Here is a 14,767-nt window from a genome sequence, read left to right as displayed (position 1 = left end):
GACGCGATGACCGAGGGCATACTCCAGCAACCCCGCCAGCCCATCGAGGACGACACGGCCCTGACGAGGTGGGAATCCCTAAACCGGGTACTCGGACGTCGCCGCGAACGCTTCACGATGGTGGACCGGAACGTATACGAGGCAATGAAAGCCAACGAGCGGAGAGAATTCAACGAAGCCCGCATCAAATACATGGCCGGAGGAATGATCGTCACGACCGAAACCATCAACGACCTCGTCCGGCAGTTCACAAAGGCCGACATGATGAACAGCGGATCGCTGATCGGACGCCGCGGCGTGATGCTTTCCGCCCCCGCGTCTTCCGGCAAGTCCACCGCCTGCCTGGCACTGATCCAGTACTACCTAAGCAGGTACGAGAAGGAGAACCCCGGTGCCATCGAAGGCGGGGCGGTACCGGCCATTTACGCCTCCATCCCGGCTACCCGTACCGTCAAGGGAACCCTCCAGCGCATCGCCCGGTTTCTCGCACTGCCGTTCAGGAAATCGGACACTGAGACGGATCTGGCTTCCATGCTGCAAGAGGTCCTGCCTGCCGTTGGCACCAGACTGATCGTATTGGACGAAGTCCAGATGCTCAGCGGCGCCGAATCCACATCCCGTCCTGCAGTGAACAACCTGAAAGATCTAACCAACTACTTCCAGGGCACGATCGTATACTCCGGGCTAAATCTGACGGGTTCCGCCCTGTTGTTCGGAGAACCAGGCCTTCAACTGAGACGGCGGGTATTCAACGTCAGGGTCGCCAACTTCACCGGCAAACAAGTTACCGAACAACAGGCTAACGCGTGGGCAAAGCTCGTGAAGGCCTTCGCCAAGAGCCTGCCGCTGTACACCACCGACCCGGACGCTATACAGTCCGAAGCTGATTGGCTGCGGGAATTCACCGGCGGGAACATTGGCACACTGAAGGCCGTCCTGTTCGATGCCGCCGCCACCCTGATACTCCAGGATGCGCCCGACCGGGAAACCCTTACGCGGCAACTGCTGGAACAATCCGTGCGCGATTATGCCGCGGAAACGGACGACACGGGCGTCCATCCACCGGCACCGCTCAAGGGTGCAAGGACTCGAAAGAAACTTGTCCGCGATGCCGGCTGACCCGCACCGCCTTCTGCCGGCGCCGCTACGGATCCAGGCCTGGCCGGGGGAGACCGTCTACAGCTTCGCCAATCGCTTGGAACAGCGGCTGAAAGCCACCAAAGGCGTCATCAGCCATCTGGCTTACGCCGAGGCCGCACGCCGTCTCGGGAAGCGGGCCATATCTAGCCAGACCACCAACCAGATGGTCAAGATCTGCGAAGCAATGTGCGGCTTGCCGACGGGAACCCTGACCACCCCAATGGGCAATCAGCCGATGTCCTCGCACATGTGCAGGGACTGCACCGGTGCACCCTGTGTCGAATACGTCTGGACGGGTGGAAATTACACCTGCAGCATCCACCGCCGGTGGATAGCAGTCGGCCCGTCCCCAAAACGCCCGTCCACGTATGCCCCTCATCCTTACGGTCCCTACTCGTCGGAATACCTCAGCCCGGATGTGGTCGAGGCGGACCTGCTGTATCAGGCACTCGCTGCCTGCGGCCGAATCACCGACACGCTGGTCGATGAGGTCGTGCGCCGGGTCGATTCTGCGCTCGGTCAGGAACACTGCGGCTATCCGCGACCCGGCAATCTTCCGACCGTCACCGCCGTCCTGACACTGCTTACCGAACCAGAAGTGCAGGCCGCGGTGCTGGACGAGGCAGTGACGTTTGCGGAGAGGTACTCCCGGCTTGTTGCTGTCCTGGACCGCAGCGTGCCCGGATCCGGCCCGGAGCTGTGTGACCAAATATGGCTGCTTCTGAGACCCACAGCTGTCTGGGTCCGGACTATCCTGCTTAGCGAGGCTGCGGTCGAAAAATTTGATCCGGTAATCATCCCGGATCCGGGTCTGGACCTGTCGATGGTTCGGTATCCGCTGGAACCGTTCAGGAGGTCCATGGACTGCCTCCGGACCGCAGGGCAGGATGATAGCCGGTGGTGGAAGGACCGCTTCGTTCTCCAGACATCATGGGACCGGGACCGACGACGTCTCTTGATCTGCAGTAACGGGCACGTCCAGCGGAGCCTGAGGGCACACGCACGTAGATTTGAGGACGAAGACTTCCATTGCACTATCTGCACCGGATCCCGTGTCGTAGCCGGGCTAAGTTCGCTGGGTGACGTCATGCCCCGATTCGTCACCGAATGGGACTACAGCGCCAACGACGGGCTTACCCCGTTCAAAGTCTCGCCGGGGTCCAACCGCAAGGTCGGCTGGATCTGCGCCATGGGGCACCACTACAAGGCATACATTGCTAACCGAACAATTCAGCACACCGGGTGTCCGGATTGCGCAGCAGTACGCTTCCGCAGTTTCGCAGCCACCCACTCGGAACTCGCCGAACTTTGGGATGGCGAGGCCAATGGGAATCTCAAGCCTACGGACGTGACATCGGGAGACACCGTTACAAAGGTTCATTGGCGTTGCAAAAAGGGGCACTCCTTTATCCGGTCGCCTGCCTACATGCTGCAGTCCAGAGGCCGCTGCACCTCCTGCCACGGCAGGACTTTGACAGTTGGCGCCAAGAATTTGGCGACGCGCCGGCCGGATATAGCCTCTTGGTGGCATCCAACGAAAAACACCGGGCTGACTCCGGACATGGTCAGGCCCGGGAGCGATCTACTCGTGTGGTGGCAATGCCCGGAGGGACACGAATTTCAGGCAGTCATTGGTAACCGATGCCGGCAAGGCAAGTTGACCTGCCCCGTTGACACAGGCTGGTTGCTTCTGCCGGGAGTAAACGACGTGGCCACTAAGGAGTCTGACCTAGTGAAGGATTGGAACAGCAGTCGGAACGGAATGGAGCCGTTTCAAACAGTCCGAGGTCGTCGCCCATGGTGGTGGACATGCTGTTTCGGCCACACCCAGCGGGCTACAGTGGCGCAGCGCCGTCGATCCGGCGGCTGTACCGAATGCGCACCAGAAGACCGTGTATCCAAAGGGCAATTGAAGCTTACCCAGGGACGAAATGGTTGGGACAAGCGCAAGAAGAAGCAAAACGACCCACAGCCATAAGTTATGCGACACGTCGGAAGGGGCCACGGTCCCGTCATGCGTTCTGAGCAAGGACTAAGCCTTGAGCAAGGCAGCAACTGTAGCAGTTGGGGCACCCGGCCGGGCTTTTTTACGCGCGGGGTATACGCAAATCCAGAGAGCCCGGAAATCCACGACGGATTAACTGACGGGCTAGCTGCGGGGAGTGTCGCGCTAAAGGACCGGCTTGTGGGAGGCTCAGGTCGGAGGCTGTTAAGCATGGCCACGGCTGCGGGTCAGTGCTGCTTCGCCGTGCGTTCCAGCGCTGCGATGCGGATGGAACGCCCGCGCACCTTGACGCCACCAGTGCAGTGAGCAAGATGCTGTACGAGCGGTACGGGTTCACGGAACTTGGGTGATGGAAGTAGCCAGCTCGCCCTCGACGCGGCGCAATCCCGATTAACTTGAGCCTGACGCCGGTCAGGGAGTTGCCTCGGCCTGGATGCCGTCCCGGGGGCCGCCTCGAGCAGATGGGGCAGGATCACCGGCTGGATATACGGCCGCCTAGCCCGAAACCGGCAACATCCGAGCGGTGCCCCTCCGCCCGAGGGGCGCACCTCGTTTCCCGGGGCCGGTGCTCCACCTCTGGAACTGGGGCGGGGAATACTGAGGGCTGAGCCGTTTGTGCCAGACTGGGACCATGGTTGACTCCCTGCCTGCCGCCTCCGACCGCATCGTCACCGCGGAGCGTACGATCGCCGCGCCGGCCGACGCCGTCTTCACCCTGATCGCCGACCCCGCCCGCCAGCCCGAATGGGACGGCAACGAGAATCTGGCGCAGGCCGCACCGGGCCAGCGGGTCACCGCCGTGGGGGACGTCTTCCACATGAGACTGACCAACGGGCAGGACCGGGAGAACCACGTCGTTGAGTTCGAGGAGGGCCGGCGCATCGCCTGGCTCCCCGCGCCGGCCGGGGAGCAGCCGCGTGGGCACCGATGGCTGTGGGAACTCGAGCCGGCGCGCGACGGCACCACGCTGGTCCGGCACACCTACGACTGGACCCGGCTCACAGATGAGACCCGCTTCGCGCGCGCCCGGGCCACGACGCGCGACACCCTGATGGCCTCGATCAACCGGCTGGCTGCCCTCGCCGAGGGGTGACCGGTGGCGGATGACCCGGTGCCGGACCTGATCGAATCGTTGGCGGTCCATGACGCCATCCTGGACGAGACGGCGAAGACCCTTCGCGCCACGGTGCCCTCCCGCCGCCGGAAAGGTGCACAGGCCCTTTGCCTAACCGCCCCGCCCTGCTGCTTTCGCGCCTGTATGGCGGGATCACCGCTGCAGTCCTAGTATCTGTGACGATAACCGTGACTATGTCGGCCGGGCACTTCCTACCGGCAGACCGACCCGATAGGGGAGTGGAACGTTGGAGGACCGGCTTACGCAACGGCGCTCTGCTGTTCAACACTGATCGGTGGATCCCGGCGAGGCCGGCGGCGCGATGGGTGCCGGGCCTCAGTGTGACGGGAGTGAGAAGAGGCCGGCGATCAGTTCGACCGTGCGGCCCCGTTTCTTATAAATAGCTGCAACTGCGGGATGAGGAGCAGACAATGCTGATGCGGTGGGCCCGCTTCGGTTACTGCTATGACCACCAGTCCGACTCGTTGATTTCTTCGCCGTCGGCGGCCTGCAGGACAGCCGCTCGTAGGTCCGACCATGGCGTGGCGCCGTTGGCGAGTCGGATGACTGCATCGAGTCCGATGCTTGCGAAGCCCTGCCGTTCCAGAATGCTCCTCGGCAGGACGTGGAAAGTCCATTGGCCCAGATCGAGCGGCCGGTAGTCTGCGTGTGTCATTGCTGTCTGCACACAGAAGACATATACGTGGGCGTTCAGACTTTTCCCGGCCGGGTCATAACCATGCCGGGGGTGGTACCGGGTCCCCTGCAGTCCGCTGAATACGATCCGGCTGGGCCGACGCTGCTCCCAGGCCTGAAGGTATGCCGAGGACTTGACCTCTACCCGAATTCCATCGAGCAACAGGTCGTAGGCGTCCCACTCCACGCGGCTGACCTCGTGCAGGCCAAGTGCCTTCGCTACGAGGAACTCGGCTAGGTAGCCGCGAGCGTTGTTCATGCGCAGGTCGCTCATCGCGAATCGCCAGAAGTCAGCGACGGTTGCATCCAGGCCGATGAAACGGTCAGAGCCATCGATGGCAGATGCCGGGGGCGGAACAATCCATGCTTCATCAGCCATGGCAGAACGGTACGGCCATCGGCGTGTTTTGGGCAGGCAGAGGGCGGCTAAGAAGCACATACATTGCCGAATTCTCCGGCGGTTGTGTCTCAGCAAAGGCAGCGTGGGCAGGATGGGCGGTTCTTGAAGGAGAGCCTTGTCTCATCAACATGTCTCACTTCCGTTAATCTCAGAGGCACGAAAATCAACCTTTGATGTGACTGGGGCAGTGTGGCGGGAGTCAACAGATCCATTGATCAGGAGCCGGGCCGCTCGATCACCGGAAGGCCTGATTCGGTGCTTCTTTTAGAAGTAGTCGTTCGGGTTTGCCGATGCGGAAAGCGCGACCCGCGCGGCGATCACGAGGGCCAGCACGTGAACGTTGTCACCCGCAGTCGATAATCTTGTCTCGGGAGCGAACCGCAATAGAGTTGGGGGATAACGATGGTTGAACAGCTCGACGTGAGCACTATCAAAGTGGGCATCGGCAAGACTTTACGAAATGCCTCGACGCAGATCGTCGAGCAGGTTGGAAGCGTTAAGGAAGCCGCCAGAGACACCGCCGGGAAACTGGCCGTGAAGGCGGCTGACTCCTACGAAGAGGTTATTGCGGAGTACAACGCCGCCTTCACCGCGATGAACGACAAGGGTCTTTCGCTCCTGCGTCAGCGCGAACGATCGGCGGACCTGATCGAGCTCGTCGAGCTGCTGGTGAATAGTATCTCCAACACCCCGAAGTCGTTCGAGACCTCCTTCGGTGAGATTGGAGTCCACAAAGCCGAGTTCCTGGATGCGGAGGAGTTCGCCCGGAAGGATCTCGAAGCTGCCCAGCAGTCTGCTGCCGGCGCCGGCGCCGGGTTGGCCGCGGGGGCTGCAGTCGCGAGCGTGGCGCCGACGGCTGCGATGTGGGTCGCCACCACATTCGGCACTGCGTCGACTGGTACTGCAATCTCAACTCTCTCCGGAGCCGCTGCGAGTAACGCGGCTCTTGCGTGGCTTGGAGGCGGCGCCCTGGCTGCCGGAGGTGGGGGTACCGCTGTAGGCGGCTCTCTGCTGGCGCTTGCCGGACCCATCGGGTGGACTATCGCAGGAGCCTCCCTCCTCACGTCGATCGCGCTGTTCGCCAAGAAAAAATTCGAGAATCGGGAGGCAAAGCAGGAGGCCCTCACTGCGGTGAAGCGAAACACCGCTTTGGTCAAAGGTGAAGATGCTCAAATCGACGAGCTCCTTCGGAAGACAACCGCGCTTCGCATAGAGCTGATGAACTGCTATGGCGAAGCACTGGTGTACTTTGGTGCCGACTTCCTTTCGCTCTCCGATTCCCAACAGAAGAAGCTGGGAGTCCTCGTGAACAACACGAAGTCATGCGCAGCCCTGCTGGCCATGCGCATCGAGCGCGGCGCATCGGATGAATGAAATAACGAAGTTCGTCAGGAGCAACCAAGAGCAGGCGGTCGCTTCCTGGGTGAACTATCTCAATCAACTCCGCATTGACCACCTACTGAGCTCGTTCAGGCAGCAGGACGAGAACCTCTTGAACGCACTAACCAGTGTTGATGAAGCTATCAAGAAGATCGACCTCGAGGTGGTCACCGCCAATCGCGGCGGGCAGCACGGCATGCACGGCTTCATCGCGGAAATCGCCGAGGTGGGTATCAGCAATGCCCGGAGACAGATCCTCGGCCAAGAGCCCGTCTACCGGTGGGTGAACGACAACGGGCCCGTGGACCTGATTCGCAGCGGCGTGGAGATTCAGCAGAAGTTCGTCGCAGCAGGCGGCCGCTTCTCACTAGGAGCAATCACTGAGCACCTCCAGAAGTATCCCGACTACGTGCAGAACGGCGGGAAGTACCAGATCCCCAGTGATCACTTCGAGGTGATCAAGAGGCTGTACTCTATGCCGCCCGAGGAAGCAGGAAAGCTTCTGTCGCGCAGCGGCGGCGGACCGTCCTTCAGGGACTGGCAATGGATCGAGGCGTTCTTCAAAGAGGGATCGATCAGTATTGAATCGCTCGAACCATCGACGCTCAAATACCACGAGGTACAGAGGGGCGTCTACGAGTCGACCATGGCGGCCGAGGAAACCTCCCTCCTTTCCACCGACCAGTCCCTGCGCGACAACGCCTTTGAAGAGAGCCTGCCAAGCCTGCAAGAAGGAGCGAAGGCCACGCTTGCAGCCGCCGTGATAGAGGGCGGGACCGCTTTCGTGCTGGCCGTGGTCGCCAAGAGTCGGGAAGGAAAGCGGCTTAGAGAGTTCAGCCAGCAGGACTGGCTCGACATCGCAGGCGAGACCGGCTTCAGCTTCGTCAAAGGCGGAGTCCGAGGCTTTAGCATCTACGCGCTGACGAATTTCACCGCCACGTCCGCAGCCGTCGCCAGCTCGATTGTCACCGCCGCCTTCGGTATTGCAGGGCAGGCGAACAAGCTCCGCCGTGGCGAAATCGACGAGCTGGAGTTCATCGAGAACTCGGAGCTCGTCGCCTTGGAGGCCGCCGTGAGCGCTCTGTCTTCTTTTGTCGGCCAGGCGCTCATCCCGGTTCCAGTCCTCGGCGCAGTTATTGGCAACACGGTCGGAACCATAATGTACAAGGCGGTCGCATCGTCCCTCTCGAAGCGAGAGGCCGAGCTGATCGAGCGTTACCTCGGCGAGCAGCGCGTGCTCGACGAGCAGCTCGCCGCCGAGTACCAGGAGCTCATAGAGAAGTTGGACCAGGGCATATCCGACTATCTCGGATTGCTCGAACGAGCCTTCTCGCCTGACGTGCATGTCGCGCTCATTGGATCATCCGAGCTGGCACGAGGATTCGGTGTGCCTACAGACGAGATTTTGGATTCCGAGGAGAAGGTTCTCGCCTATTTCCTCGACTAATTTCTTCCCTCAGAACATCGGGCAACATTGAAATCCGCTGAGCTCTTCCGGACGGTTTGGTAGGGACATGGGCCATTCCCTGCTTCATCACTTGGGCCGGGGTCCCTGAACCCATAGTGAAAACGAGGACTCGTTGTTAGACGGCTGAATGGCGTGAGTGCTGCATCAAGGTCGTTCAGGGCTTGTTTGGACACTGATCCGATGGGCAGGCTGAGGTATTCGTGACATGACGTACTAAGAGAGGGTTGACCTTCGGAAGTGCGGATACAGTCTTGGCCCGGGAGTTCTCGCAGCTGCTTCTACTCGCATGCTATGAACGCCAATAACCGTGAGTATGACAACAGTTGCATGGACACTGAATCACCTGCGGGCTACCTGCATAGTGGGCATGCAGTCCGCGGCTGTACTCGTACACCCAGCCGATGATGGAGACCGTAGCGAAGCCGGCGCCGATGTAGACGATCCACCAGCCCGCGGCCGGGCCCGGGAAGCCGGTCGCGGCGGCCCCGACAGCGTAATCGGCCACCAGGGGCTGAAGTGCCCCTGCTCGCCGGCACCCTCGTGGATCTCCGCGTCCAGGCGGTCCTCCGGGCGCGGCCCGACGCGCCGGGACGTGAAGAGAATCTACTCGTCCTTGGAATGGATCGTTAGTTTCGCTCCGGCGTCGGCCTACGTCTACCACGAGTCCCTGGTCGGGCGGCGGTACGCCAGCTGAACCTCTGGCATTGAAAGCGCGCCGTTCAGCACTGGGCGGCGCTGACAGGCACGTTCCCAGCGCGTCCTCCTAGGTCCCGGGCTGCCTGGGTCCCAGATCATCGCGCAGCAGGCTCTCGACTCGACCCAGAAGCTCCTCATCAGCTGCCGCGAGAAGACGGACCACTCTGCCAAACCGGTCGTCGTCAGCAGGTGCGGACGACCAGAGTTGCTCGTCGCCGGCATGCCGGACGACATCGGCACGCGGCTCGCCGGTCATGGCTACCGGCGGCAGCGTCTGCTGCATCCCCTCGGCTAGCTTCAAAATGGCCCCGACCCCGATGGCCGGATCAACATCGGTGCGCACCTTCTGCCCGACTAGCGTAATCAACGCGACCCCGGCCCTGAGGGCCGGATCGATGTCGGTGCGCAGGTTCTGGCCGGCCTCGGCTAGCGCCTTGGCTAGCGCCATCAACGGATCAACTTCGGTGCGTCGGTTCTGGCCCTTCACCTTCGCCTTGAACTCGAAGGCAACCTCGCGTTCGCTCTGCAGGTCGCGGATCAGCAGGTCGTACGGACCAGTGTCCATCCACTGGATCCGCTCTTGCTCCTTCATGCACGCAAGCAGCGGCCGGGCCGTCGCCACCGACGGCGCCTGCGCACCGCGCTCGATTCCGCGGACAAACGACACATGCACGTCCGCCTGATCGGCAAGTTGCTGTGGGCTGAGGCCGCTCCGTTTGCGCATGTCCTTGAGCAAGGCGCCGAAGCGGTGGTTGCCCTGCGTCCCCGCTGCCACCTGCCATGGGCCCTCGTACTTGGTGTCCTCATCATCGCTCACAAGAAAAGAATACAAGATCCTCTTGCGCGGCGCATCGAGGCTGTGTCAGCCTATGAAACATGATCTTCTATTCCTCTATCGAACCTGTACCCACATCCTCCCGCTCCGCCCTCCTCGCCGGTTTGGACAACCTCCCCGCACTGCTTAGGGAGAGATGGCCAGCGCCCCAAGCTTCGGCGTGCGGTCAAGGAGCCCTTGCGCTGGCCGCTTCTGTGCACCACCTGCTGATAGTTGCACAGCGCCGCACGCTCTTTCGCCACGCCGCCGAGCTGGCTGCTCGGGACCTGCGGTGGTGGGAGTGCCCCTCCGGTCCCGACGAAGCCAACCGATCTCTGATCGCGGCGGGCACTGCGCTGACGGCGGCGCAAAGTGCAGCCAACCGTGTCAACCCCGCTGTCCACGCCTACACAACCGGGCACGGCATCCCCGTCCCGGCCGCCGCCTGAGAGGTCCGTCATGCCCATCGCAATCCTCTATTACCTTGCTGCCGGAGCCATCGGCGTCGGCGGCCCCGCTGCCGCAGTACTACTCTTCCGACTCGGCCAGCAGGAGGGCGCTGCCCACCTACGGCGCCGGGACGCCGAGTCGCTCGCCCGGCTCCTGCGAACCGAGACCGACCTAGCCACGCGGCGCGAGCAGGCGCGCGCCGCCGGAGTCGACCCGGACCTGGTTGAGCAGGGTTATCGCGACCTACGAGACGGGCTCGTCACAATCAATCAACTCCTGGCCCACCTGCGCAGGTTCAGCCTCGAGTGACACGCGGGCCCGACAGCGGCATGCGCCACTGCCGTGGCTGGACCAGGTGCCGCCAGCCAACCGTGCCTGGCTGGTCGGCCGCATCGTTCTGGCCGCCGACACTGTTGACACTGCAGACCTCGTTCCACCACGCTCGGCAGGGGCAGGGCTGTTGAACCGGCACCGCCGGGAGGTGGCGTCCCGTGACTCCGCTGACCTGTGCCGGCGGAGCCGCTGTGGGGCACCTCCAGGCCTACATCCAAGGTCTCTTCGACTAAGAGGCCAATAGCCAGCGCGAACACGGCGGTCACCTCCGTCCGGAGAATTTTCCCAATCGCCGCTTTCTTGGGAATCTTCACGGATGCTCAGGTTCTGGCGGTGCTGGATGAAGCGGCGTTGTTCACGGGGGAATGCAAGGTTTCGGTCACCTTGAACTCGAGAGCGTGCGGGCAGGCCTGGTCATGGCGTTGCATGAAGCCGTGCCTGCGTCCTGGGTGAATCCATGGGGTTGGGGGATGGGTGGTGAAGGCTGGGATGACGCCAACGGTGACTTACTCCTCGGTCGTAGCTAAAATTCGACTCCCATTTGATGATTGCAACCATGGAACTTCATGGAACTTCGTGGTAGGTTGTGCGAATCATGGAAAACGAGGAACTGATAGCCGTGCAGCGGCAGATTGACGTGCTCAACGCCCGCCTCGGGCAGGCACTCGGGCGCGGTGATTTGGATAGTGCTCGTGCGTTGCATGCCGAGCTCGCCGAACTCGACGTGCGCCGGATGCACTTATTGGAACGCGCCACAGCCGGTGACCGGCCTGCGGCGCCTCATACCCTCGATCAGCCGCAACCGCCAGCTTTAACCAAAGGCAATGCTGAACGGCCGTCCGCCGAACCCGACGCCAGCGAACGGCCCCTGCGCGAGGCGGTGCTGGACTATCTTCACCTGACCGGTCGCCCCACGTCGGTACAGCTACTTACCGACCTAGCCCGAGCCCGAGACGACTACCGCCTGCCGGGCGCCCGGCTGGCCAGCCTCCGCAGAGACGAAGAACGCAGTTTCCGCTCCACGGCCAGCCGACCGACATACGTGGTCCCGGCCCTGACCTACGACCGCTTTACCCCCGTGCGCGGAGTCCTGGCCTCATCCGCCTGGCCATTACCCCTGCGTCTGATCGCACCCGCCTCATCGCGGGTGGACTTCCTGCATACCGTTATCGCACTCACCCGCGACGGCGCCGCGCGCTCAGCGATCGCCAGGCAGTCAAAGACCGACAGCACGGGACAGCGGATGGACCTGCTGTTGCGCAAGCTGGCCCGCACGATCCCGGACGCACTCGAGCCGTCGCACGTGCTGCTCGACTTGGACCGCATCGTGCAGGCAGCCTCAGCCGAACTCGCCGTCATCGAAACAGCCGACGCGGACGAGCGAAATGCTGCTGCGGACCGGGCGCGGACCCAGCTCCAGGATCCGGCCGAGCGGCTGTTCGGTCACAAGCCGACCGTGATCACCAACCGTAACCACAAGGAGGCCTGATGCCGACACGCAGCCGGAACCGCACAGGCGCTTCGGCGCCGCCGCCCAGCCCGCTGGACGCCTTCCGCGGCCCGAACCCACCCGGCGCGCTCACCGCGCGCGGCATCACCGCAACCTTGGAAATGCCTGGTTGCCTCCGCCGGGCCGTGTTCGATGCCGCCGGCATCGGGCTCGACACCATCGCACCAGTGCTTGGATGCCCCCGTGGCGAGCAGGCGCAGCACGCCTTCTCCCGCGGCAATACGTTTGAAGAGCGCGTCATGGCCAATGGCTGCGCGGAACTGCTCGCCTTGCTGCGCGCTCATCTGGGCCTGGACATCTCCCAGGTCCGGGTTGTCGATCTGTCCGCCCAACAGGTCCGCGCCGACCATGGGCGCGCCAACAACAGCCTCCGTGCCACCTTGACCCGCCAGCATTTGATCCGGATGCTGTCTGGTGACCCCAGTGCCGCGGTGCTGCTGCGGCACGCAATGACCACCTTGCAGGTCGGCAGCCGGATGGCCTATCTCGAGCAGGACGCCCTCGCGGTCGTCACCGATGGCACTATCAGTATCATCGAGGTAAAGAGCTTCCCGAAGCTCGACGGCCGCGCCGACCCGGGCAAGGCCGACGCCGCCGCCCGGCAATCCGCCGTATACGTTCTCAGCCTCATTGACACCGTGGTCGACGACGGCTTTGACCCTGACGTGGTGTCGATGCGGGGCCTGCTGGTGCTGCCCGAAAACTTCGGACTCAACCCCGTCGCGAACGTCATTGACCTGACCACCCGGGTCAACCGCCTGCGCCAGCAACTTGCAGACCGCCCCAGCGACGTCCAGCTCGCCGCTTTGCTGCCCCCCGGGCTCGCCCTGCCTCGGCTTCCTCACCCCACGAAGGCGACCGACGCCGAACTGAAAGCTATCCGACCAGCCGTCGCGACCGCCTTCAGCGCCCTGCCCGCGCACTTCAGTGATGGATGCCTGGCGTGTCCGGCGTTCCGCTTCTGCCGCGAGGAGACCGTCCGCACCGGTGCTGTCGCACAGCTCGGCAGCACTGTCAGCACCGCCTGCGGCAACGTCACCTCGATCGGCACTGCGCTGGCCCTCGCGCACGGCGACCGTGCTCCCGATGACGAGGCCGAAGAAGCGCTGGCCGAGCACCTGCAGCGGGCCGTCGCGGTGCGCAGCCGGGCGGTGAGCTAAGTGAACAGCCTCCGCCTGTACGACTCGCTCCGGGCCGCCCAGACCGGCCTAGCCTTGCCTGCGCGTACCGTCTGCCACACGTACCTGTCCAAGCAGCCGCTGATCATCTGTGCGCTGCACCTGGCCAATGAGCCGGGTGCGATCGTCGGACTGCTATACGGCACCGAGCCGGACGCCCCCCGTGTCATCGCGATGGGCAATCCGCTCAACCGCGACTTGCGCTTCGCCGAACTGGCCCGGGCTGCCACCGACATCATGGGCTACCTCGAGCAATTCAGTGCGATCCGCACCGAAACATCCGTCCGGCGCGGCGGGCCGCAGCGCGGCACCGAACGGCGGGTTGAAACCGTCGACGACTGCCCCCAGATCATCACGCCTAACCGGGCGACCACCACCTGGCTTGGAGACGTCCTCGGCCGCAGCCTGCGCTACCTGCGGCCCGACGAGCAGGGCGTAGACCCGCTGCTGCCCATCCTTGGTGCACACCTGACGGCCTTCGCACACTCCGCGCGCACCCCGCTATCGCACCTGCTCGTCCCGGCCAGCGAACTGCTGAGCCAGCATTGGACTACGGCTCAGCTGCCCGGCGAAACGGAAAACCTACACACCATGCTGGCCTGGATCAGCCCGCCGGAGGGCTTAACGGGCCGCGAGGCCGCCCGGGCGGCCGAGAGCCTCCCGCCAGCGGGCCCGGAGCCTGATGCCGCATTCGACGACCAGCTGTACCCGGCGATCGATGCCTGGAGGGCCGCCGTCGACGCTGGCGCCGATCCGCACGACGCCAGCGAGCAGATGCGCCTTGCGATGCACAATGTGCTGTTGCCCGCCTACCAGAAGTGCTTCGCCGCAGTCGAAGTCGCACGCAGCCTGCCGCCCGCAGGACACACCGCGTCCCGCCACGCAGATGACTGTAAGACCTGGGCCTGGCACCTGGACTCGGTCACCAGCGGTACCCGCCACTTCCGGCGACTGCTCGACCCCCTCGGCGCCTCCCGGCTGCTGCAGCGCAGCGAAACCGACACCGCCGAGTACGCCCGCCAGCAGGCCCTCGACGACCCTGCCGTCATGGACGAGCTGCTCGCTGACGGCGAGGCGCTGTCCGGGCGCGTCACCTTCGTTGACCCGACCAACCGGGTCGGGCGCGCCTACCGACCTCTGCTGCGTCTGCGCCCGGACCCGCCGTACCCGCGCGCCGCCGGAGCGGCACTGTTCCGGTACGACCAGCCGGACACCGCCGCCGAGGTCATCGAGGTCGACGAGCACACCGGCGAAGTCACCCTGCAGCTGGCCGGAGGCATGGGCCGCGGGCAGCCGGCCCCGGCCCAGCTGCCCGCCGTCGGCACGGTGGCCGTCTTCACTCCGTACGGCCGGGCACCGTATTTCCCGTCGACCCTGCCCGATGAGATCCCCTGGACCCACCAGGTCCCGACCCCGCCGGCTGACCCCAACGCCGAGACCGGCGGCCCGACCATCCCTACCCGCGTCACCGCTGGCCTGTCAGGCACGGCTGACCGGACTAACGCCCCACTGGCCGCGACGGATACCGCCCAGACCTAGAAGGTGACCTGATGACCCGCTCCCGTCCCCACCGCTCACCCCAG

General features: G+C 63.8%; 11 protein-coding genes and 1 pseudogene. 9 read left to right on the top strand and 3 right to left on the bottom strand.

Translation table 11 applies throughout. From position 1 onward, the window contains the following. The first annotated feature begins 6 nt into the window (after nt 1–6). From ACFQ36_RS03525 to ACFQ36_RS03515, 3 genes are all read left to right on the top strand, one after another. Nucleotides 7–1,119, top strand: a complete 1,113-nt coding sequence (locus ACFQ36_RS03525; RefSeq protein ID WP_377010684.1) for a TniB family NTP-binding protein — start codon at nt 7–9, stop codon at nt 1,117–1,119. Beyond that, complete coding sequence (locus ACFQ36_RS03520) at nt 1,109–3,118, top strand: zinc-ribbon domain-containing protein (protein ID WP_377010682.1); 2,010 nt, start codon at nt 1,109–1,111, stop codon at nt 3,116–3,118. The genes ACFQ36_RS03525 and ACFQ36_RS03520 overlap by 11 nt, the downstream gene beginning before the upstream one ends. Nucleotides 3,119–3,776: 658 nt before the next feature. Continuing rightward, nucleotides 3,777–4,238, top strand: a complete 462-nt coding sequence (locus ACFQ36_RS03515; RefSeq protein ID WP_377010680.1) for an SRPBCC family protein — start codon at nt 3,777–3,779, stop codon at nt 4,236–4,238. A gap of 484 nt (nt 4,239–4,722) precedes the next feature. Here ACFQ36_RS03515 and ACFQ36_RS03510 read toward each other — a convergent pair whose 3' ends face one another. After that, complete coding sequence (locus tag ACFQ36_RS03510) at nt 4,723–5,334, bottom strand: hypothetical protein (protein WP_377010678.1); 612 nt, start codon at nt 5,332–5,334, stop codon at nt 4,723–4,725. 423 nt (nt 5,335–5,757) lie between these two features. Here ACFQ36_RS03510 and ACFQ36_RS03505 point away from each other — a divergent pair, with 423 nt between their 5' ends. Both ACFQ36_RS03505 and ACFQ36_RS03500 read left to right on the top strand, forming a co-directional pair. After that, nucleotides 5,758–6,729 (top strand): hypothetical protein, encoded by a 972-nt coding sequence (locus tag ACFQ36_RS03505; protein WP_377010676.1) that lies wholly within the window; start codon nt 5,758–5,760, stop codon nt 6,727–6,729. After that, a complete protein-coding gene (locus ACFQ36_RS03500) occupies nt 6,722–8,182 on the top strand; it encodes a hypothetical protein (RefSeq protein WP_377010674.1) in 1,461 nt (486 codons plus the stop codon). The genes ACFQ36_RS03505 and ACFQ36_RS03500 overlap by 8 nt, the downstream gene beginning before the upstream one ends. 382 nt (nt 8,183–8,564) lie before the next feature. On the opposite strand, the pseudogene ACFQ36_RS03495 reads toward ACFQ36_RS03500, so the two are convergent. Then, a pseudogene (locus ACFQ36_RS03495) lies at nt 8,565–8,800 on the bottom strand (cytochrome c oxidase subunit 4); the annotation flags it as partial. A gap of 166 nt (nt 8,801–8,966) precedes the next feature. Continuing rightward, nucleotides 8,967–9,716, bottom strand: coding sequence for a helix-turn-helix domain-containing protein (locus ACFQ36_RS03490; protein ID WP_377010672.1), 750 nt, complete (start codon nt 9,714–9,716; stop codon nt 8,967–8,969). Between the two features lie 456 nt (nt 9,717–10,172). Between ACFQ36_RS03490 and ACFQ36_RS03485 the strand changes: the two genes are divergently transcribed. From ACFQ36_RS03485 to ACFQ36_RS03470, 4 genes are all read left to right on the top strand, one after another. Next, entirely contained in the window at nt 10,173–10,472 is a 300-nt protein-coding gene (locus tag ACFQ36_RS03485) for a hypothetical protein (RefSeq protein ID WP_377010670.1), read from the top strand. Nucleotides 10,473–11,091: 619 nt separating this feature from the next. After that, nucleotides 11,092–11,985, top strand: coding sequence for a hypothetical protein (locus ACFQ36_RS03480; RefSeq protein ID WP_377010668.1), 894 nt, complete (start codon nt 11,092–11,094; stop codon nt 11,983–11,985). Further along, a complete protein-coding gene (locus ACFQ36_RS03475; protein ID WP_377010666.1) occupies nt 11,985–13,166 on the top strand; it encodes a hypothetical protein in 1,182 nt (393 codons plus the stop codon). The genes ACFQ36_RS03480 and ACFQ36_RS03475 overlap by 1 nt, the downstream gene beginning before the upstream one ends. Next, nucleotides 13,167–14,723, top strand: a complete 1,557-nt coding sequence (locus ACFQ36_RS03470) for a hypothetical protein (protein ID WP_377010664.1) — start codon at nt 13,167–13,169, stop codon at nt 14,721–14,723. Nucleotides 14,724–14,767: the final 44 nt, after the last annotated feature.

Source organism: Arthrobacter sp. GCM10027362 (assembly GCF_042679445.1).
Lineage (GTDB): Bacteria > Actinomycetota > Actinomycetes > Actinomycetales > Micrococcaceae > Crystallibacter.
This window is presented reverse-complemented; position numbering and strand designations above follow the sequence as displayed.